This window comes from Allobosea sp. AK1, from assembly GCF_006714945.1.
Taxonomy (GTDB): Bacteria; Pseudomonadota; Alphaproteobacteria; order Rhizobiales; family Beijerinckiaceae; genus Allobosea; species Allobosea robiniae.
In genome coordinates this window covers 915,271-935,007 of record NZ_VFMG01000001.1, presented here as the reverse complement: position 1 = coordinate 935,007, position 19,737 = coordinate 915,271, and the positions used below count along the sequence as shown (strand labels likewise).

Genomic DNA, 19,737 nt, shown 5'->3' with positions numbered 1-19,737 from the left:
ACCCATGCGCGCAATCACATTGGCCTTGCCCCTCATCCTCCTTGCCTCCGCCGCCTCGGCGCAGGGCGGCTTCCAGTCCTGCCTCAATGGCTTGCGGTCGGCCGCCGCCGCCAAGGGCGTCTCGGGCGCGACCTTCGACCGGGCCATGGCCGGCGTCGAGCCGGACATGAAGATCATCGAGGCCATGAACAACCAGCCGGAGTTCAAGACGCCGATCTGGGATTATCTCGGCACGCTGGTCGATGAGGAGAAGGTCGCGGAGGGCCGCTCGATGCTGCGCCAATACGCCTCCGTCTTTGCCGCCGCCGAGCGGCGCTTCGGCGTCGACCGCCACACCATCGCCGCCGTCTGGGGCGTCGAGAGCGATTTCGGCAAGGCGCGTGGCAAATGGCCGCTGGTGCAATCGCTCGCGACGGGCGCCTGCCTGGCGCCGCGCCGCAACGCCTTCTTCAAGGGCGAGCTGATCGCGACGCTGCAGATCATCCAGCGTGGCGACGTCAGGCCCGAACGGCTGTTCGGCTCCTGGGCCGGCGCCTTCGGGCATACCCAGTTCATCCCCTCGACCTATCTCAGGCTCGGTGTCGACGGCGATGGCGACGGCCGGCGCGACCTCGTCGATTCGATCCCCGACGCGCTGCATTCGACCGCGAATTTCATGGACAAGGCCGGCTGGGTCACCGGCGCGGCCTGGGGCTACGAGGTGCGCGTGCCGGACGGCTATCGCGGCGCGGCCGGCCGCAATCCGAAGCGTCCGCTGTCGCATTGGGCGGCGCAGGGCATCGTGAAATACGACGGCTCGCGGCTCGACGGCCATGGCAATGCCGGGCTCCTGATGCCGGCGGGGCGCAACGGGCCGGCCTTCCTCGTCTTCAAGAACTATGACGCCGCCTACAGCTATAACGGCGCGGATTCCTACGCGCTCGCCATCTCGCTCCTGTCCGACCGCCTGCGCGGCCGGCCGGGCGTGCAGGGCAACTGGCCGACCGACGACCTGCCGCTGTCGCGCGAGCAGCGCCGCGAGCTCCAGCGCCTGCTGATCGCGCGCGGCTACAATGTCGGTGAGCCGGATGGCGCGGTCGGTTCGCTGACGCGCGCTGCGATCAAGGAGATCGAGGCGAAGATCGGCATGCCCCAGACCGGGCGGCCGGGCGAGAAGGTTTTGCGCGCGCTCAAGGGCGGGCGAGTCTGACCTTGCAGAAAACGGGTGGCGTCGCGGGAGGGCTTGAGAAAAGCCTTCCCGCCGCATCTGAAGCCTCCGGAGACGCCATGACCCGCCGCCTGATTTCCACCGGCTCGCCCTTCGAGCGCAGTTTCGGCTATTCGCGTGCCGTGATCGACGGCGATCTCGTCTTCGTCTCCGGTACGACCGGCTATGACTATGCCACGATGACCCTGCCGGAAGATGCGGCAGAGCAGGCGCGCAACATCTTCCGCACGATCGGAACCGTGCTGGAGGAGGCGGGTTCCTCGCTCGCCCATGCCGTCAGGGCGCAGTATTTCGTCACCGATCGCAGCTATTGCGAGCCGGTGCTCGCCGTCTGCGGGGAATTCTTCCGCGAGATCAGGCCCGCTGCAGGCATCTACGTCGTGGCCGGGCTGCTCAAGCCGGAAATGAAAATCGAGATCGAGGTCACGGCGCGCCTGCCGAAGGCCTGAGGGCGCCACGCTCCGAACAGGGCAGGGCTGCATCGCGGCGCTTGCGCGCGCGCTGCAGCCCTCGTAATCACCCGCCAACGCAAACACGCGACGAGGCGAGGCGATCCATGGCGACCCACAAGCTCCTGCTGCTCCCCGGCGACGGCATCGGCCCCGAGGTGATGGGCCAGGTCGAGCAGATCGTCTCCTGGTTCGGGAAGCAGGGCCTCGGCTCCTTCGAAATCGAGAAGGGCCTTGTCGGCGGCGCGGCCTATGACGCGCACAAGCAGGCGATCTCCGAAGGCGACATGAAGCTCGCGCAGGACGCCGACGCCGTGCTGTTCGGCGCGGTCGGCGGACCGAAATGGGCCGACGTCCCCTATCAGCACCGTCCGGAAGCCGGCCTTTTGCGCCTGCGCAAGGATCTCGGCCTGTTCGCAAACCTCAGGCCCGCGATCTGCTATCCGGCGCTGGCCTCGGCCTCCTCGCTCAAGCCCGAGGTCGTCGAGGGCCTCGACATCCTGATCGTGCGCGAGCTCACCGGCGGCGTCTATTTCGGCGAGCCCAAGGAGATCGTCACGCTGGAGGACGGCTCGAAGCGCGGCATCGACACTCAGGTTTACACCACGCCCGAGATCGACCGGATCTGCCGGGTCGCCTTCGAGCTCGCCCGCACCCGCCGCAACAAGGTCTCCTCGGCCGAGAAGCATAACGTCATGAAGACCGGCGTGCTCTGGAAGCAGACGGTCACCGCGCTGCATGCGGCCGAATACAAGGATGTCGAGCTGGAGCATGTGCTCGCCGACAACTGCGCCATGCAGCTCGTGCGCTGGCCGAAGCAGTACGACGTCATCGTCTGCGACAACCTGTTCGGCGACATCCTGTCGGACGTGGCGGCGATGCTGACCGGCTCGCTCGGCATGCTGCCCTCCGCTTCGCTCGGCGCCGAGGACCCGGCCACGGGCAAGCGCAAGGCGCTCTACGAGCCCGTCCATGGCTCGGCCCCGGACATCGCCGGCAAGGGCCTCGCCAACCCGATCGCGATGATCGGCTCCTTTGCCATGGCGCTGCGCTACTCGTTCGGCGCGGGCGAGGCGGCCGACCGGCTCGAAGGCGCGATCGCCGATGTGCTGGGCTCCGGCACCCGCACCAAGGACATCGCGGCGCCGGGCGCCAACGCCGTCTCGACCAGCGAGATGGGCGAGGCGATCATCAAGGCGCTGGAAGCGCGCGGCTGATCTACCGGACGTGACGAGGGAGAGAAATTCTCTCTCCCTCGTGAATTGCCGTTACCCCGCTTTCGTGGCCTAACAACCGCCAACGAAAACGGAGTATGTCCGTCATGCTGATCAAACGCCGTGCCGGCTGGGACATGCCGGAAAACCAGGCCACGCCCGAGAGCGTGTTCCTCAACCGCCGCCAGCTGATGGCCGCAGGCGCTGGATTGATCGCAGGAGCGGCATTGCCGGGTGTCGCCGCGGCGCAGTCAGCCGATCCGACTGTTGATCTCTACCCGGCCAAGCGCAACGCCGCCTATGTGCTCGGCGTGCCGCAGACGGCGGAAGAGGACGCGGCGAACTACAACAATTTCTACGAATTCGGCATGTCGAAGGATATCGTCGACGCCTCAAAGCGCCTCGCCACACGTCCCTGGAATATTCAGGTCGACGGCCTCGTCGAGAAGCCTTTCGAGATCGGTTTCGACGACCTCGTCCGCAAGCTGCCAATCGAGGAGCGGCTCTATCGCTTCCGCTGCGTCGAAGCCTGGGCGATGGCAGTGCCGTGGACCGGCATTCCGCTCGCCTCGTTCGTTGCGCTGGCGAAGCCTCTCTCGGGCGCGAAATATATCCGCTTCGAGACCTTCATGAACCCGCGCGTCGCGCCGGGGCAGAACCAGCGCTGGTATCCCTGGCCTTATACGGAGGGGCTGACGATCGCGGAGGCGACGAACGAATTGCCGCTGCTGGTCACCGGCATCTACGGCAAGCCGCTGCCGACGCAGCACGGTGCGCCGATCCGCCTGATCACCCCGTGGAAATACGGCTTCAAATCGGTGAAATCGATCCGCAAGATCAGCTTCGTCGCCGAGCGCCCGAAGACCTTCTGGGAGGGCTTGCAGGCCTCGGAATACGGCTTCTGGGCTAATGTGAACCCGGCCGTGCCGCATCCGCGCTGGAGCCAGGCGAGCGAGCAGATTCTGGGTTCGCGCGAGCGGCGCCCGACGCAGATCTATAACGGCTATGGCGAGCAGGTCGCCGGGCTCTACAAGGGGCTGGAGGGCGAGAAGCTCTTCATGTGAGGGCAGGCCTCGGCAGGTTTCGGGTGCCGTCTCCTGCCGCTGTCGTGCTAGACCTCGTGTCATTCCAAGCCGGAACGACACGAGTCGAGCATGGCCAACCAGCACTTCCATCTGTTCGAAACCACGATCGGCCCCTGTGCCGTTGTCTGGGAAGGGGAGCGCTTCATTGGCGCGCAACTGCCCGAGCGCGACGAGGCGGCCGCCCGCAAGCGCCTGGAGCGGCGCTTCCCCGAGGCTGACGAGACGGAGGCTGAAGGCTTCGTCGCGGAAGCCGTGACCGGGATTCGCGCGCTGTTCGACGGCGAGAAGCGCGACCTCTCCCATCTGCCGGTGGCGCTGGAGAACGTCTCCGAGTTCAATCGCAAGGTCTACGAGGTCGCGCTCGCCATCCCGCATGGCGAGACGTTGACCTATGGCGAGGTGGCACAGCGTATCGGCGACCCCGGCGCGGCGCGGGCCGTCGGCGTCGCACTCGGCCAGAATCCCTGGCCGATCATCGTGCCCTGCCATCGCATTCTGGCGGCAGGGGGCAAGACCGGTGGCTTTTCGGCCGAGGGCGGCGTCGAGATCAAGCTCAGGATCCTGACCATCGAGAAGGCGCGCACCAGCGCCGAGCCCAGCCTGTTCGATGCCCTGCCGCTGGCGGCCCGGCCCGGGCGACACTGATGAGTGGGAGGCCTCCGGCCTCGCAGCTTGAAATCGCGCAATGTCCTCCTTGCAGCCCCGCTGCTTGCGCGCTCGGGCGCGCGGCCTCTACTGTTCCGGCCTTTCCACCCTCCACTGGGGACTATCATGGCCAAACTGAAGCTCGCCGTCATCGTGGGCAGCAACCGCCGCGAATCGATCAACCGCAAGCTGGCCGAGGCGCTGGTGAAGCTGAGCGCCGGCGCCTTCGACGCGACCATCATCCAGATCGACGACCTGCCGATGTTCAACCAGGACCTGGAGCCGAACCGGCCGGAATCGACCCTGCGCCTGAAGCGCGAGATCGAGGCGGCCGACGCGATCCTGATCGTCACGCCCGAGCATAACCGCTCGATTCCCGCGGTGCTCAAGAACGCCATCGACTGGGCCTCGCGCCCCTATGGCAAGAATTCCTGGGCGGGCAAGACCGTCGCGGTCACCGGCACCAGCGGGGGCGCCGTCGGCACGGCCGTCTCCCAGAACGAATTGCGGATGATCCTGACCAACCTCGCCGGAGTCGTCGTGGGTGGCCAGGTCTTCGTCACCTTCAAGGACGATCTGGTCGACGCCCAGCACAACGTCACCAACGAGGCCACGCGCGGCTTCCTGCAGGGCTTCATCGACAATTTCGCCCAGATCGCCGGCAAGCTCGCCGCCTGATCGACGCCAACGTCGCGCTGCCGCCAAGGCGTCGCCCTTCTGGGCGGCGCCTTTCTCATTTCCGGGGATGTCGGGAGGCAGGCAGGCTGACGGAGATCCCAGCCTTCACGCAAAAAAGAGCCGGCGTCCCCGAGGGGAGCCGGCTTTAAAAGTTTGAAACATCTGGCGAAACCGCCAAACATCTCAGAGGGGAACGGCTGAAACGAACTCAACGCCGGGAGGAGATTGCGGAGCCCGTTTCGAACAACCGTGAGTTCAATATCGGGCATGACCTGCCGTTTTGCAATGCAACATATCTTGGGTCCGCCATGCAGTGACTGCATGAACCAAGGGCAGATGGCGTGAATTTGAGCCTAAATGATTGAGAAATATGCGTTCATTGCAGGATGAGGCCTGCGCGGGAAAGTTGCAGGTCCCGCGAAAACCGGCATTTCGTCCGCTCCTGAACAGTTTTCAGGCGAACTGTCCGAATATGGCGCATGCGAAACGCGGGAATGGTCACAAAACCGCCAGAATCAAATCGGGCGCCTTGCGGCGCCCGATTCTTCGCGGAGACAGGCGAAATCAGTAGGTCCAGCGCTGGGCCTTCTGGATGAGGAAGTCGCGGAAGACCTGGACGCGGGCGACCGACTTCATCTCCTCCGGATAGACCAGATAGCTTTCGAGCTGCGGCATCTCGGTCTCGCGCATCAACTGCACGAGGGGCGAGCCGGTCTCGATCAGGTAATCCGGCAGCACGGCGATGCCGGCGCCCGAATCCACCGCGCGCTTCATCGCGGTGATATTGTTGACCGTCAGATGGATCGGCCGCGGATTGCGCTGGTCGCGCCCCATGGTGCCGAGCCAGTGCACCGCCGTCAGATAGGACGGCGAGGTGCCGCCGAAGGAGAGGATGCGGTGGTTGTCGAGATCGTCGTAGCTCTTGGGCTCGCCGAAGCGCTTCACATAGGCCGGCGAGGCGTAGACATGGAAATGCACCGTGAAGAGCTTGCGCTGGATCAGGTCCGGCTGCTGCGGCTGGCGCAGGCGGATCGCGATATCGGCCTCGCGCATCGACAGGTCGAGTTCCTCGTCGGTGAGGATGAGCTCGACCCTGATGTCGGGATAGAGATCCAGGAACTCGGCAAGGCGAGGCGTCAGCCAGTGGCCGCCAAGGCCGCGCGTCGCCGTGACCTTGAGCTCGCCCGAAGGATGCTCGCGCGTCTCGGAGAGCTGCGAGCGTGTCCGCTCCAGCCGCTGCGTCATCTCGCGCGCCGCTCGCCAGAGCAACTCACCCTGCTCGGTCAGGATCAGGCCGCGCGTATGCCGGTGGAACAAGGGCGCGCGCAGCTCTCGCTCGAGCGCCCCGATCTGCCGGCTGACGGCCGATTGACTCAAGCCGAGAACATCGCCAGCTTTTGTGAAGCTGCCTGACTCCGCGACCGTATAAAAGATTCTAATGCGGTCCCAATCCACCGCGCTTCCCCCGCTATGCGTTTTTTGCATGATGGGGGATAAAGGCGTGGTGCGTCAATGTCTGTGTGGCAGAAGTCTGCGTTATTCGCCGTGAATCTGGTGACGCAACCCATCAGAGTCAGTGATGGGTTGCGCCAAAGGCTTCATTCCGCTGCTTCGCGGCGATCCAGCGCGCTGGCGGCGAGCCAGCGTTCGGCATCGAGCGCGGCCATGCAGCCCAGGCCGGCTGCCGTCACCGCCTGACGATAATGCTCGTCGGTGACGTCGCCGGCGGCGAAGACGCCCTCGACATTGGTCCGGGTCGTGCCGGCCTCGACATCGAGATAGCCGGATTCGTTCATGGCGAGCTGGCCGACGAAGAGCTCCGTCGCCGGCTTGTGGCCGATGGCGATGAAGACGCCGTCGGTCTTAAGCTCGCTCTCGGAGCCGGTCTTGAGGTTCTTCAGGCGCAGATGCGTGACGTTGGGCGGGGTGGTGCCGCCGCAGATCTCGGCGATCTCGCTGTCCCAGACCACCTCGATCTTCGGGTGCTTGAACAGGCGCTCCTGCATCACGCGCTCGGCCCGGAGGCTGTCGCGGCGATGGATCAGGGTGACCTTGCTGGCGAGATTGGCGAGGTAGAGCGCTTCTTCCACGGCGGTGTTGCCGCCGCCGACGACGGCGACCTCCTTGTTGCGGAAGAAGAAGCCGTCGCAGGTGGCGCAGGCCGAGACGCCGAAACCCTGGAAGGCCTGCTCGGAGGGCAGGCCCAGCCACTTGGCCTGGGCGCCAGTCGCGATGATCAGCGCGTCGCAGGAATAGGTTTCGCCGCCGTCGCCCCAGAGCCGGAACGGGCGCTGGGAGAGGTCGACGCGGGCGATATGGTCGGAGACCATGCGGGTGCCCATGTGCTCGGCCTGGGCGCGCATCTGTTCCATCAGCCATGGGCCCTGGATGACGTCGGCGAAGCCCGGATAGTTCTCGACATCGGTGGTGATCATCAACTGGCCGCCAGCCTGCAGGCCGGAGATCAGCACCGGTTCCATCATGGCGCGGGCAGCGTAGATCGCGGCGGTGTAGCCGGCCGGGCCGGAGCCGACGATCATGACGCGGGCGTGGGTATGGGCCATCGTCTCAGTTCCTCTCCTGCGGGCTTGGAGCCGCAGTCTCGATCCGTCAGATACGCAGGCGTAGCACCGAAACAAGAGCGGCCCGGTTCAGGAGCCCGTGAACCCCAATGCCGCCCGGTGGCGCAGCCAGCCTTGCCGTATCGCATCGGCTATGATCGGCGTTGAGTCTATCGGTTCGTAAGCCTCGCCTTCAAGGCGTCCACAGAAGCGATGCACAACGCCCTCGCGTTCCAGCGCCGAGACCAGCGCCGCGATCTTGGGATGGCCGCCTGTGGGCTCGAAGACCAGCACGGGCACGCCCGCTGCCGCCGCCTCGCCGATCATGTTGGTGGAGTCAGCCGTCACGACCACGGCATCGGCATTGGCGAGCAGCGCGAGATAGGGATTCTCGCCCGTGCCGTCCCACCACCACCCGCTATGGCGGGTGAAGACGGCAGCGACGGCTGCTGCCAGAGCGGGCGAGGTGCGTCGCGAGGGCGAGCCCATCAGGCTCACGCCCGTTCGGGCGAGCGCGTCGAGCTGCTCTGCCAGGCGCTCGCTATCGGCCGGGGTGAAGCGGTGATGCCGGCTGTCGCCGCCGACGAGCACCGCGACACGCGGCTTGCGCAAGCTCGCGATGGCCGCAGGCGGCGCGGCGCGGGCGGCGGCGAGCCTCTCGGGCGTCAGGCGATGCGGCGAGGTCGTAGTAACCAGGACGTTGTCGCCGCGCAGCCGGTCATGGCCGGAGACCCAGATCAGATCGGCCGTGCCGGGGCCGGTGCGCGGATCCTTGAGGAAGACGGTGTAGGTCGCGCCGTTCGAGGCCTGCTTCAGGGCGCGCAGATAGGCGACGGCACGCCTGCCCGACGCGATGGCGATGTCGGGGAAGGGGGGCTTGAGCGGGCTTGCCGGGCGGTCCGGCGCCTCGCGCGGGTCGATCGGCCCGCGCGGCATCAGCCAGGCCCAGGGCCGGCGGGGTTTCACCCGGCGGATTTCGGGTACGACGCCCAATCGTTCGGCGACGCCCAGGCACTGGAGTTCGTCGCCGGCCTTGCCGTCGGTGAGGACCCAGACGGTCGGCTCCGGATTGTCGTGCATGGCGGTCTGGGCTCGTGGCATGCGCCTTGTATCGCTTGGCCGCGCCGTCTACACCAGCGCGACCTTCACGCGGGAATGTTCGTTGCGCCCCAAACTCGACGATATCGACCTGCGCATCCTGCGCGAACTCCAGGCCGATGGGCGCATGACCAATGTCGAGCTGGCAAGCCGCGTTGGCATCTCGCCGCCGCCCTGTCTCAGGCGCGTGCGCGCGCTGGAAGAGGCCGGGCTGATCCGCGGCTACCATGCCGATCTCGACGAGCGGAAACTCGGCTTCGAGGTGGTCTGCTTTGCCTTCGTGCATCTGGCGAGCCAGGCCGAGGCGGACCTCATCGCCTTCCAGGAGCGGATTCGGAATTGGCCGACGGTGCGAGAGTGCTGGACGCTCTCGGGCGATATCGACTTCGCCCTGAAATGCGTCGCGGCGGACCTGAAGGCTTTCCAGGATTTTGTCGCCGAACTCACGGCGATGCCGAATGTCCGCAATGTCCGCACCGCGCTCGCCCTCGACCGGGTCAAGGACGAACCGATCGTTCCCTTCGGCTGACAGCCGCGTCCTCAGCCCGCGAGGTAGTGCCTGATCCACCAGGCATTGTTGCGGGCGAGCGCCCTGAGGCGAAGCGGGTCGACATCCGCCACTTGCGGATTGCCGGCGCCGCTCGACGATTCGGTGGAGCGGATCGGGTAACTGGCGAGCGGCCGGCCGCTGCGGTCGTAGAGCGTAGCCGTGCTTTCGAGATAATCGTCGCTGGCGCCTGAGAAGCGACCGCCCCGGATATCGCTGGCGAGCCAGAGACGGCCGATGGTGACGACGAGCCGGGTGCCGGCGCCACGCTGCAGTGTCGGCCCCAGAATCTCGGTCAGGGTTTTCGCCAGTTCGGCCTTCACCATCGGCAGGTTCGGCCCCCACGCCTCGACGACCGAGGGCAGGGCCTCGACCCGGATGGTGCCGACGGCAGCCCCCTGAGCCGCTGCGGGTGAAATGGCCGGCGCCAGGGCCAGCGCGGTGGCGCCGAGCGCGGACGCCAGAACATGTCGACGCGTCATCATGGTCGGATCTCCGAAAAAGCCTGTCGCTTCAATGTAGGTGCGGAGCGGCGATAGTCCATGGCCGCGGTCTTCGCGCCGATCATGCCCGGGGGTGGTTGCCAAGTCGTGTCGAAATGCGGCCTATCGAGGCGGGGGAGACGCGCGGTCCGTCGCGCGCGGCAGACAAGGGGGCGCTATCGTGGATCGCTGGTTGACGGAGTTCGTGAAGCTCTGGGTCGTGATCGACCCGATCGGGACCTTGCCGGTCTTCCTGGCGGTCACGGCGGGCTTGAGCGCCTCTGCTGCGCGGCGCATCGCACTGCACGGCTCACTCGTCGCCTTCCTCGTGCTGCTGTTCTTCATCCTGCTCGGCCAGGTGCTGCTGTCGGCGATGGATATCGAATTGAGCTCCTTCCAGATCGCCGGGAACATCGTGCTGTTCCTGTTCGCGCTGACGATGATCTTCGGCGAATCGAAGCTGGAGGAGGACCAGAAGCTGCTGCGTTCCTCGGATCTCGAAAAGGCGGTCTACCCGCTGGCCATCCCCAGCATTGCCAGTCCGGGCGCGATGCTGACCGTCATGACCGTGACCGACAATTCGAAGTTCAGCCTCGCCGAGCAGGCCGAGACCATCGGCCAGATCGCGATCATCTTCGCGCTCATGCTCGTGCTGCTGTTTTGCGCCTCGCGGATCATCGCGGTGATCGGCAATGCCGGCGCCAGCGTCATCAGCCGCGTGATGGGGCTGATCCTGGCGAGCGTCGCCGTGGACGGCATTATCAAGGCGATGCGGGTCGTGCTGGCGGGGTAGAAGCGCCGTCATGCTCGGGCGAAGACCCGAGCATCTCTGGCCGAAGGAGGCTCCTATGCCTCCCTTTCATGAGATTCTCGGGTCTGCGCTGCGCTTCGCCCGAGAATGACGTTAATTTCAGCGGAAGATGACGCTGACGACTTCGTAGGACTTGCCGCCGCCGGGCGTGTTGACCTGGACGGAATCGCCGACCTTCTTGCCGATCAGCGCGCGCGCGATCGGCGAGCCGATCGAGACCTTGCCGGACTTCACGTCCGATTCCGGTTCGCCGACGATCTGGTAGCTCTTCTCTTCCTCGGTATCGTCATCGATCAGCTTGACCGTGGCGCCGAACTTGATGGTCTCGCCGCCGAGCTTGGAGACGTCGATGATGTCGGCGCGGCCGATCAGCGATTCGAGTTCCATGATCCGGCCCTCGTTGAGCGACTGGGCTTCCTTGGCCGCGTGATATTCCGCGTTCTCGGAGAGATCGCCCAGCGCGCGCGCTTCGGCAATCGCGGTGATGATGCGCTGGCGCTGGACCTGCTGACGGTCTTTCAGCTCGGCCTCCAGGGCAGCGAAGCCGCCCGCGGTCATCGGAACCTTTTCCATTCTTTCCGTCCCATAAGCTCCGAAAGCGCGGCCCACCGGCGGCATATCGACCGCCGGTTCCCGCGCTTCCGCTCAATATCCGAATTCGCGACGAACGGCCTGTCAGGCCGCGCGTTCGAAATACGACTGCAAGGATCGTACTTCGAGATCGCCGCTGCAATAGGCCTTGATGCCCTCCGCCGCCGCGATCGCGCCTGCCAAGGTGGTATAATAGGGCACCTTGTGCAAGAGGGCGGTGCGCCTCAGCGGACGCGAGTCCGCAAGAGCCTGTGGCCCCTCGGTGGTGTTGAAGACGAGCTGGATCTCGCCGTTCTTGAGCGCGTCGACGACGTGCGGACGCCCCTCCAGGACCTTGTTGATCTTGGAGGCCGCGATGCCCTGCTCCTGCAGGTGGCGCAGCGTCCCGCCGGTGGCGAGGATGCGGAAGCCGAGATCGGCGAGGATGCGGACCGCCGGCAGGATGCGCGGCTTGTCTTCGTCGCGCACGGAGACGAAGACCGTGCCCTTGACCGGCACCTTCGAGCCGGCGCCGAGCTGGCTCTTGGCGAAGGCCGTGTCGAAGGAGCGGTCGAGGCCGATGACCTCGCCCGTCGAGCGCATCTCCGGCCCGAGCAGGACGTCGACGCCGGGGAAGCGCGCGAAGGGGAAGACAGCCTCCTTGACGCCGACATGGGCGAGCTTCGGCGGTTTCAAGTTGAAGCTCGCGAGGCTTTCACCGGCCATGACGCGCGCCGCGATCTTGGCCACGGGCACGCCGATCACCTTGGCGACGAAGGGCACCGTGCGCGAGGCGCGCGGGTTCACTTCGAGCACGTAGATATCGCCGTCCTTGATGGCGTACTGGACGTTCATCAGGCCGCCGACGTCGAGCGCGAGCGCCATCGCCTTGGTCTGGCGTTCCAATTCGGCGATGGCCTCGGCCGAGAGCGAGCGCGGCGGCAGCGAGCAGGCCGAATCGCCGGAATGGATGCCGGCTTCCTCGATATGCTCCATGATGCCGGCGACGAAGACGTCCTTGCCGTCGCAGAGGCAGTCGACATCGACCTCGATCGCATCCGACAGGTAGCGGTCGAACAGCAGCGGGTTCTTGCCGAGCACCGTGTTGATCTGGCCGGTCTTGTCGTTCGGGTACTTGGCCTTGACCTCGGAGGGGATCAGCGAGGGCAGGGTGCCGAGCAGGTAGTCCTCGAACTGGACCTCGTCGCGGATGATCGCCATGGCGCGGCCGCCGAGCACATAGGACGGGCGCACGACGAAAGGCAGGCCGAGCTCGGAGACGATGATGCGAGCCTGCTCCACCGAGTAGGCGATGCCGTTCTTCGGCTGCTTGAGGTGCAGCTTGTCGAGCAGGCGCTTGAAGCGATCGCGGTCCTCGGCGAGGTCGATCATATCAGGCGAGGTGCCGAGGATCGGGATGCCGGCCTCTTCCAGAGCGTTGGCGAGCTTCAGCGGGGTCTGGCCGCCGAACTGGACGATGACGCCCATCAGCGTGCCGTTCTGCTTCTCGGTCTCGAGGATCTCGAGCACGTCTTCCGCCGTCAGCGGCTCGAAATAGAGCCGGTCGGAGGTGTCGTAGTCGGTCGAGACCGTCTCGGGGTTGCAGTTGACCATGATGGTCTCGTAGCCGGCATCGCGCAGCGCATAGCAGGCGTGGCAGCAGCAATAGTCGAACTCGATGCCCTGGCCGATGCGGTTCGGCCCGCCGCCGAGAATGACGATCTTCTTGCGGTCGGAGGGATTGGCCTCGTCGGCGGCCTTGCCGGCGAAGGGCATGGCGTAGCTCGAATACATATAGGCGGTCGGCGAGGCGAACTCGGCCGCGCAGGTGTCGATGCGCTTGTAGACCGGGCGGACCTCAAGCGCGCGGCGCAGGGTCCGGACTTCCGCTTCGGTCTGGCCGGAAACGGCGGCGAGGCGCTTGTCGGAGAAGCCCATCGCCTTGATCTGGCGGAAGGCGCCGGGCGTGGACGGCAGGCCGATCTTGCGGATCTTCTCCTCGGTCTCGACGATCTCGCGCATCTGGGCGAGGAACCACGGGTCGATCTTGCAGCTCTCGTGAATCTCTTCGTCGCTGAAGCCGGCGCGCATGGCCTGGGCGACTTGGAGGATGCGGTCCGGCGTCGGCGTCGAGATCGCCGCCTTGATGGCGTTGCGGTCGTCGCCCTTGCCGTAGCCCTCGATCTCGATCTCGTCGAGGCCGTCGAGCCCGGTCTCCAGCGAGCGCAGCGCCTTCTGCAGCGATTCCTGGAAGGTACGGCCGATCGCCATGGCCTCGCCGACCGACTTCATCGCGGTGGTCAGCGTCGGCTCGGAGCCCGGGAATTTCTCGAAGGCGAAGCGCGGGATCTTGGTGACGACATAGTCGATCGTCGGCTCGAAGGAGGCCGGGGTCGCGCCACCGGTAATGTCGTTCTCGATTTCGTCCAGCGTGTAGCCGACGGCAAGCCGCGCCGCGACCTTGGCGATCGGGAACCCCGTCGCCTTGGAAGCCAGCGCCGAGGAGCGCGAGACGCGCGGGTTCATCTCGATGACGATCATGCGCCCCGTGGCGGGATCGATCGCGAACTGGACGTTCGAGCCGCCGGTCTCGACGCCGATCTCGCGCAGGACCGCCAGCGAGGCGTCGCGCATGATCTGGTATTCCTTGTCGGTCAGCGTCAGCGCCGGGGCGACGGTGATCGAATCGCCGGTATGGACGCCCATCGGATCGAAATTCTCGATCGAGCAGACGATGATGCAGTTATCCGCCTTATCGCGGACGACCTCCATCTCATACTCCTTCCAGCCGAGCACGCTTTCCTCGATGAGGACCTCGCTGGTCGGGGAGGCGTCGATGCCGCGCTCGACTATGTCGATGAACTCGCCCTTGTTGTAGGCGATGCCGCCGCCGGTGCCGCCCATGGTGAAGGACGGGCGGATGATCGCGGGCAGGCCGATATCCTCAAGCGCGTCGAGCGCCTGGCCGAGCGTCTTGATGTGGTGCGAGCGCGGCGTGTCGAGGCCGATCTTGGTCATCGCCTCGCGGAAGAGTTCGCGGTCCTCGGCCTTGTCGATCGCCTCGGCGGTGGCGCCGATCATCTCGACGTTGAACTTCTCGAGCACGCCCATCTTCTTGAGCGAGAGCGCGCAGTTCAGCGCGGTCTGGCCGCCCATGGTCGGCAGCAGCGCGTCGGGGCGCTCCTTCTCGATGATCTTGGCGACGATCTCGGGCGTGATCGGCTCGACATAGGTCGCGTCGGCCAGGTCCGGATCGGTCATGATCGTCGCCGGGTTCGAGTTGACCAGGATGATCCGGTAGCCCTCGGCCTTCAGCGTCTTGCAGGCCTGGGTGCCGGAATAGTCGAACTCACAGGCCTGTCCGATGATGATGGGGCCGGCGCCGATGATCAGGATGGACTTGATGTCTGTGCGCTTGGGCATGATCTCGACCGGTCTTGGGCAGGCGCGCGCAAGGCCGCTCCGGTCGGGCGAGCGGAGCCATGCGAGCGTCTGAATGAATGCTAGGCGCTCGCTATAGACGGCGAAGGCGGAAGGGGAAAGCTAAAAGCGCTTCCCCCCTTGCTCAACGCACAGGCCTTGGTGCGGGGATGACGAGATCGATCTCCAGCGGACGGGGCTGCCGGCGCTTGCGCCGCATCGCGATGACGAGCACGGCGAGCGCTGCGACCTCGCAGGCGGCGCCGACGAAGCCGAGCGGCCAGGTGCCGGCATGGCGCATCACCTGCTGGCCGAGCGCCGCGCCGGCCGCGATGCCGAAATAGAGCGCGGAGGCGTTGAGCGAGAGCGCGACCACGGCGGCGTCCGGTGCCATCGCGGCCAGCCGCGACATCTGCGAGGGGTGGCCGGCCCAGCCCGCCGCGCTCCAGACCAGCAGCACGAAGGGAATCGGCCAGATCGCCAGCGCCGGCGGCAGCCCGACCGCGATGATGGAGGCGGTGGCGAGCGCCGCGGCCAGAATCGTCAGCACGACGGTGAGCGTGCGTTCGGGGCCGAAGCGGTCGCTGGCGATGCCGCCGAGCTGGTTGCCGATGGCCGAGCCGATGCCGGAGACGACGAGCGTCGCTGCGAGCCAGGGCCCGGCGATGCCGGCATGGTTGGTCAGGAAGGGGGCGATATAGGTGTAGAGAACGAAGGCGCCAGTGGTCCACAGCATGGTCGTTGCGAGCGCCAGCAGCACGTCGCCGCGGCCCGCGACCTCAAGCCGCTCGCGCAAGGTGTTGGTGCTGTGCGGCAGGCCCTTGGGCAGCTTGACCAGAAGGCCCGCCAGCGAGAGCGCGCTCAAGCCCGCCACGATCAGGAAGGCGAGGTGCCAGCCGCCGAAGCCGACCACGGCCGTGCCGATGGGTATGCCGAGAATCAGCGATACCGTCATGCCGCCGGTGACGAGCGCGATGGCGCGTCCGCGCCGCTCGGGGGCGGAGACCGCGACGGCGACCGCATTGGCGGCGGGCATGAAGACGCCGGCGGCGAATGCCATCACGATGCGGGCGGCCATCACCACCCAGAAGTCGTTGGCGAAGGCGGCGCCGAGATTGGCGAGGCCGAAGACGGTCATCGCGCCGACCAGTACGGTCTTGCGGTCGGCATCGCCGAGGACGGTGGAGAGGATCGGCGAGCCGATGGCGTAGGCCAGCGCGAAGATCGAGATGAGCAGGCCGGCTGTGTCGACGGAGACGGAGAGGCCGGAGGCGAGATGGGGCAGGATGCCGGTGACGATCAGGCTGCCCGTGCCGATGGCGAAGGCGCCGCCGGCGAGCGAGAGAAGGCGCGTATCCATGGGAATGATCCTTGCGGATGATCGCTGTTTCGAAAGCACGGTTCGAAATTCAAGGGTCGTTGAAATAAACCTGCCTCGCAATTACCACAAGGGTAATTTCAATGAATGTTGAATATTGTCAGGAGCGGTCGCATCGCCTATCTCGGAGGCCATGAAGCCGGTTTTTCACCCCGATATCGAGGATGTCGCGCCCGCCGACGTGTTCGCCGCGCTGGCCGACCCGATCCGGCTCGGCATCCTCGTCGCGCTGGCCGAGGTCAGCGAAGTCGACAAGGCGCGCTGCAGCCACTTCACCGCGCTCGCCTCGCCCTCGCTGCTCTCGTACCATTTCGCCAAGCTGCGCGAGGCCGGGATCACCCGCATGCGGGTGGAGGGGACCTCGCGCTATCTCAGCATCCGGCGCGACGAGTTGAACCAGCGCTTCCCGGGGCTCATCGCCAGCGTGATCGAGACCGCCAGGCGGGACCCGAATCTGCCGCGTCTCGGGCCGGAATGGCTTTCCGGCAGCGACGAGGCGTAGGGACAGACGTCGCCTCGTTGACAGGTATCCGGACAGGTTTAACGTCATCGTTTCCGCGATGGCGTCGAGCCGGTTCGCGATACGGCACCGGCCACGCCCGAACCCGAGGAGGATGGCCATGCGTGCTGCCGACTCTCAGAAACTCGATACTTTGGTGGAGCGTCTCGTTGGTGATGTCGGAGCTTCCGTCACCGGCGCCCTGATCGTGCTGGGCGACCAGCTCGGCCTCTACAAGGCCATGGGCGATGGCGAGCCCGTCACCTCCCAACAGCTGGCGCAGAAGACGGGCCTCAAGGAGCGCTATCTGCGCGAATGGCTCGCCGGCCAGGCCTCGGCCGGCTATGTCGATTATGACGAAGGCAGCGACAGCTTCAGTCTCTCGCCGGAGCAAGCCATGGCCTTCGCGGAGGAGGACAGCCCGGCCTTCTTCGCCGGGGCCTTCGAAATCATCCAGTCGATGTGGCTCGACGAGCCGAAGGTCGAGGAGGCCTTCCGCAACGGCTCGGGGCTTGGCTGGCACGAACACAGCAAGTGCCTGTTCCGCGGAACCGAGCGCTTCTTCCGTCCGGGCTACAATGCGCATCTGACGGCGGAGTGGATTCCGGCGCTGGATGGCGTCAAGGCCAAGCTCGAACGCGGGGCGACCGTCGCCGATGTCGGCTGCGGGCACGGCTCCTCCACCATCCTGATGGCACAGGCTTATCCGCAATCGCGCTTCCACGGCTTCGACTATCACGGGCCGTCGATCGAGAGGGCGCGCGAGGCGGCGGAAAAGGCCGGCGTCGGCGATCGCATCACTTTCGAGCGCGCCTCGGCCAAGGACTTTCCGGAGCGGAAATACGATCTCGTGACGATGTTCGACTGCCTGCACGACATGGGCGACCCGGTCGGGGCAGGAAAGCATGTGCGGGAGTCGCTGGCCAAGGACGGGAGCTGGATGATCGTCGAGCCCTTCGCGCATGATCATCTCAAGGACAACCTCAACCCGGTCGGGCGGATCTTCTACGGGGCATCGACGATGATCTGCACGCCGGCCTCGCTCTCGCAGGAGGTCGGGCTGGGGCTAGGCGCGCAAGCCGGCGAGATGCGGCTGCGCAAGGTCGCGATGGATGCGGGCTTCCAGCATTTCCGCCGCGCAACCGAGACGCCGTTCAACATGGTGTTCGAGGTCAGGGCCTGAGGCTGCCTGATTGACAGCGGGCGCGCCGGCGCCGGAGCGCGCCGGCCATATCGGCATTGTCCACTGTGGGAGCGCGGCAGTGGGTTGAGTTCTCGAGATGTTGATGCAATGTTATATCATTGCATTATTGCCTTGGAGCTTCCCGTGCCTTCCTTCCGTTTCGCTGCCGCTGGCCTCGCCGGCTGCCTGCTCGCCTCCACGGCTTTCGCCCATGACCATGCGCCGCTGCGCGGGCGATTGATCTTCGCCGATCACGAGAAGCCGGTCGTCCGCATCCTCGATCTCGACAGCGGCGAGGTCACGCACAGCTTCGACGTGCCGAAGGCCAATCCCGGTTTCGCCGGCGTCTCCGGCGGGCGCTATGTCGTGGTGAAGACCGGGGACGAGGCCGGCACGCTTGGTATCCTCGACAGCGGGCTGATCGCGGAATCGCATGGCGACCATGTGGATCTCGACAAGGCGCCGCCGAAGCTGCTCGATTTCGCCGTGAAGGGGGACCGGCCGGCGCATGTGCTCTCCGGCCATGGCCAGCTCGCGCTGTTCTTCGACGGGCTGCGGCCCTGGGAGGGCAAGAGCGAGCCGAGGGCGGTGCTGGTCGCGATCGACAGCCTCGCCAAGGACAAGCCTGCTGTCACGGTCTGGCCGAGCCCGGCGCCGCAGCACGGCATCGCGGTGCCGCTGGGCAACCGGCAATGGCTGATGTCGATCCCGAATCCGGCCTATGCCAGGGGCGACGACCGCAGCGCCTCCTCGCGACCCAACGGCTTCGAGATTCTTGAGCGGGGCATGGACTGGAAGCGGATCGCGCTGTTCGACGATGCCGGAAAGCCCGATGCCTCCTGCAAGCTCTTCCACGGCTCGGCCGAAGCGCGGGGGCGCCATGTTTTCGGCTGCGCCGAGGGCGAGGGCGGTGGCCTGCTCGTGCTGGCAAAGGCCGGGCAGGGAACCGCCGCGGCATGGAGCGGGCGCAAGCTCGGCTATCCCGACGAGCGCCGTGTCAGCGCCCTGAAGTCGCGGGCGGGCGGGCGCTATCTTGTCGGCAATTACGGGCTGAAGGCGCCGTATGACGCGCTGCTGCGGATCGATCCGGATGCAAAGGCGCTCAAGGCGGACGATGTGCTGGCGGTGCCGGGCGGGCAGGCTGCCTGCCAGTTCGAACTTAGCGGTAATGGCGGCCGGCTCGCCAATCTGACGCCGGACGGCAAGCTCCGGATTTACGAGATCGCGCCGTCCTGGAAGGAGCTTGCGGCCTTCGATGCCGTTGCCGCCTTCGATTGCGCCTATGGTGCGAAGACGCCGGTGCCGAGCCTTGCCGTGATCGGCGGCAGCGCCTTCGTCAGCGATCCGACCAATGGGCGCATTCGCGAATTCCATCTGGATACGTTGAAGCAGGGGCTCGACATGCCCGTCGGTGGCATGCCGGCCAATCTGGCTGGCAGCGACGCCGGCTGACGGGCTTCCGCGAACCCACGGCATCCTCTAGGAAGCGCGGATGCCGCTTCGCCAGTATCCGCGCCAGTTTCGCCAGCTCGCCGCCTATGTCCTGGCCGGCGGGCTGACCGCGGTCGCGCATTACGGCGTGCTGATCGGGCTGGTCGAGCTCGGCCGCATCGATCCCGTGCCGGCGACGCTCGCCGGCTTCATCGTCGGCGCGCTGGTGTCCTATGCGCTCAATCGCTGGATGACCTTCGATGCGACCCGCAGCCATGCCCAGGCCGGCTGGCGCTTCGCCCTGATCGCGGCTGGCGGCTTCGTGCTCACCGGCATCCTGATGCATCTGTTCGTGGCGCGGGCAGGGTTGCCCTATCTGCCGATGCAACTGGTCACCACGGGCGTGGTGATGGTGTTTTCCTTCCTCGGCCACAAATTCTTCAGCTTCGCGGACAGGGCGGCGTGAGGCGATAGGCTCG

The 19,737-nt window shown here is 66.2% G+C and carries 19 protein-coding genes; 12 read left to right on the top strand and 7 right to left on the bottom strand.

Features of this window, described 5'->3' with window-relative positions; all coding sequences use genetic code 11:
• The first annotated feature begins 4 nt into the window (after positions 1-4).
• The 6 genes from FHT98_RS04815 to FHT98_RS04790 all read left to right on the top strand — a co-directional run bounded on the left by FHT98_RS04815 (position 5) and on the right by FHT98_RS04790 (position 5,278).
• Positions 5-1,189, top strand: coding sequence for a lytic murein transglycosylase (locus FHT98_RS04815; protein ID WP_142112792.1), 1,185 nt, complete (start codon positions 5-7; stop codon positions 1,187-1,189).
• 77 nt (positions 1,190-1,266) lie between these two features.
• Positions 1,267-1,656, top strand: coding sequence for a RidA family protein (locus FHT98_RS04810; protein ID WP_113584633.1), 390 nt, complete (start codon positions 1,267-1,269; stop codon positions 1,654-1,656).
• A gap of 107 nt (positions 1,657-1,763) precedes the next feature.
• The gene (gene leuB, locus FHT98_RS04805) at positions 1,764-2,873 is read left to right on the top strand and encodes a 3-isopropylmalate dehydrogenase (protein WP_142112790.1); all 1,110 of its coding nucleotides are present in this window, start codon (positions 1,764-1,766) and stop codon (positions 2,871-2,873) included.
• A gap of 104 nt (positions 2,874-2,977) precedes the next feature.
• A complete protein-coding gene (gene msrP / locus FHT98_RS04800; protein ID WP_142112788.1) occupies positions 2,978-3,934 on the top strand; it encodes a protein-methionine-sulfoxide reductase catalytic subunit MsrP in 957 nt (318 codons plus the stop codon).
• A gap of 90 nt (positions 3,935-4,024) precedes the next feature.
• Positions 4,025-4,600 (top strand): methylated-DNA--[protein]-cysteine S-methyltransferase, encoded by a 576-nt coding sequence (locus FHT98_RS04795; RefSeq protein ID WP_061969321.1) that lies wholly within the window; start codon positions 4,025-4,027, stop codon positions 4,598-4,600.
• A 126-nt stretch (positions 4,601-4,726) separates the two neighbouring features.
• Positions 4,727-5,278 (top strand): NADPH-dependent FMN reductase, encoded by a 552-nt coding sequence (locus FHT98_RS04790; RefSeq protein ID WP_061969319.1) that lies wholly within the window; start codon positions 4,727-4,729, stop codon positions 5,276-5,278.
• Positions 5,279-5,842: 564 nt separating this feature from the next.
• Here FHT98_RS04790 and FHT98_RS04785 read toward each other — a convergent pair.
• The 3 genes from FHT98_RS04785 to FHT98_RS04775 form a co-directional block, all read right to left on the bottom strand.
• Positions 5,843-6,733 carry a LysR family transcriptional regulator gene (locus FHT98_RS04785; protein ID WP_061969317.1) on the bottom strand — a complete coding sequence of 297 codons (891 nt, stop codon included), beginning with the start codon at positions 6,731-6,733 and terminating at the stop codon, positions 5,843-5,845.
• Positions 6,734-6,876: 143 nt separating this feature from the next.
• A complete protein-coding gene (gene trxB, locus FHT98_RS04780) occupies positions 6,877-7,842 on the bottom strand; it encodes a thioredoxin-disulfide reductase (RefSeq protein ID WP_142112786.1) in 966 nt (321 codons plus the stop codon).
• Between the two features lie 87 nt (positions 7,843-7,929).
• Entirely contained in the window at positions 7,930-8,940 is a 1,011-nt protein-coding gene (locus FHT98_RS04775; RefSeq protein WP_082617547.1) for a mitochondrial fission ELM1 family protein, read from the bottom strand.
• Positions 8,941-9,001: 61 nt separating this feature from the next.
• On the opposite strand from FHT98_RS04775, the gene FHT98_RS04770 reads away from it, so the two are divergent.
• The gene (locus FHT98_RS04770; RefSeq protein ID WP_142115676.1) at positions 9,002-9,466 is read left to right on the top strand and encodes an Lrp/AsnC family transcriptional regulator; all 465 of its coding nucleotides are present in this window, start codon (positions 9,002-9,004) and stop codon (positions 9,464-9,466) included.
• A gap of 11 nt (positions 9,467-9,477) precedes the next feature.
• Here FHT98_RS04770 and FHT98_RS04765 read toward each other — a convergent pair whose 3' ends face one another.
• Positions 9,478-9,969 carry a hypothetical protein gene (locus tag FHT98_RS04765; protein WP_142112784.1) on the bottom strand — a complete coding sequence of 164 codons (492 nt, stop codon included), beginning with the start codon at positions 9,967-9,969 and terminating at the stop codon, positions 9,478-9,480.
• Between the two features lie 178 nt (positions 9,970-10,147).
• On the opposite strand from FHT98_RS04765, the gene FHT98_RS04760 reads away from it, so the two are divergent.
• A complete protein-coding gene (locus FHT98_RS04760) occupies positions 10,148-10,759 on the top strand; it encodes a MarC family protein (RefSeq protein WP_200959664.1) in 612 nt (203 codons plus the stop codon).
• Between the two features lie 117 nt (positions 10,760-10,876).
• Here FHT98_RS04760 and greA read toward each other — a convergent pair whose 3' ends face one another.
• From greA to FHT98_RS04745, 3 genes are all read right to left on the bottom strand, one after another.
• Positions 10,877-11,350, bottom strand: coding sequence for a transcription elongation factor GreA (greA, locus tag FHT98_RS04755; RefSeq protein WP_142112782.1), 474 nt, complete (start codon positions 11,348-11,350; stop codon positions 10,877-10,879).
• 102 nt (positions 11,351-11,452) lie between these two features.
• Positions 11,453-14,770, bottom strand: coding sequence for a carbamoyl-phosphate synthase large subunit (gene carB, locus FHT98_RS04750; protein WP_142112780.1), 3,318 nt, complete (start codon positions 14,768-14,770; stop codon positions 11,453-11,455).
• 142 nt (positions 14,771-14,912) lie between these two features.
• The gene (locus tag FHT98_RS04745; protein WP_142112778.1) at positions 14,913-16,127 is read right to left on the bottom strand and encodes an MFS transporter; all 1,215 of its coding nucleotides are present in this window, start codon (positions 16,125-16,127) and stop codon (positions 14,913-14,915) included.
• Positions 16,128-16,278: 151 nt separating this feature from the next.
• Between FHT98_RS04745 and FHT98_RS04740 the strand changes: the two genes are divergently transcribed.
• The 4 genes from FHT98_RS04740 to FHT98_RS04725 all read left to right on the top strand — a co-directional run bounded on the left by FHT98_RS04740 (position 16,279) and on the right by FHT98_RS04725 (position 19,724).
• A complete protein-coding gene (locus tag FHT98_RS04740) occupies positions 16,279-16,647 on the top strand; it encodes an ArsR/SmtB family transcription factor (RefSeq protein ID WP_082617545.1) in 369 nt (122 codons plus the stop codon).
• A 118-nt stretch (positions 16,648-16,765) separates the two neighbouring features.
• Entirely contained in the window at positions 16,766-17,827 is a 1,062-nt protein-coding gene (locus tag FHT98_RS04735) for a class I SAM-dependent methyltransferase (RefSeq protein ID WP_142112775.1), read from the top strand.
• Positions 17,828-17,971: 144 nt separating this feature from the next.
• Entirely contained in the window at positions 17,972-19,279 is a 1,308-nt protein-coding gene (locus FHT98_RS04730) for a hypothetical protein (RefSeq protein WP_142112773.1), read from the top strand.
• A gap of 40 nt (positions 19,280-19,319) precedes the next feature.
• Positions 19,320-19,724, top strand: a complete 405-nt coding sequence (locus tag FHT98_RS04725) for a GtrA family protein (protein ID WP_142112771.1) — start codon at positions 19,320-19,322, stop codon at positions 19,722-19,724.
• Positions 19,725-19,737: the final 13 nt, after the last annotated feature.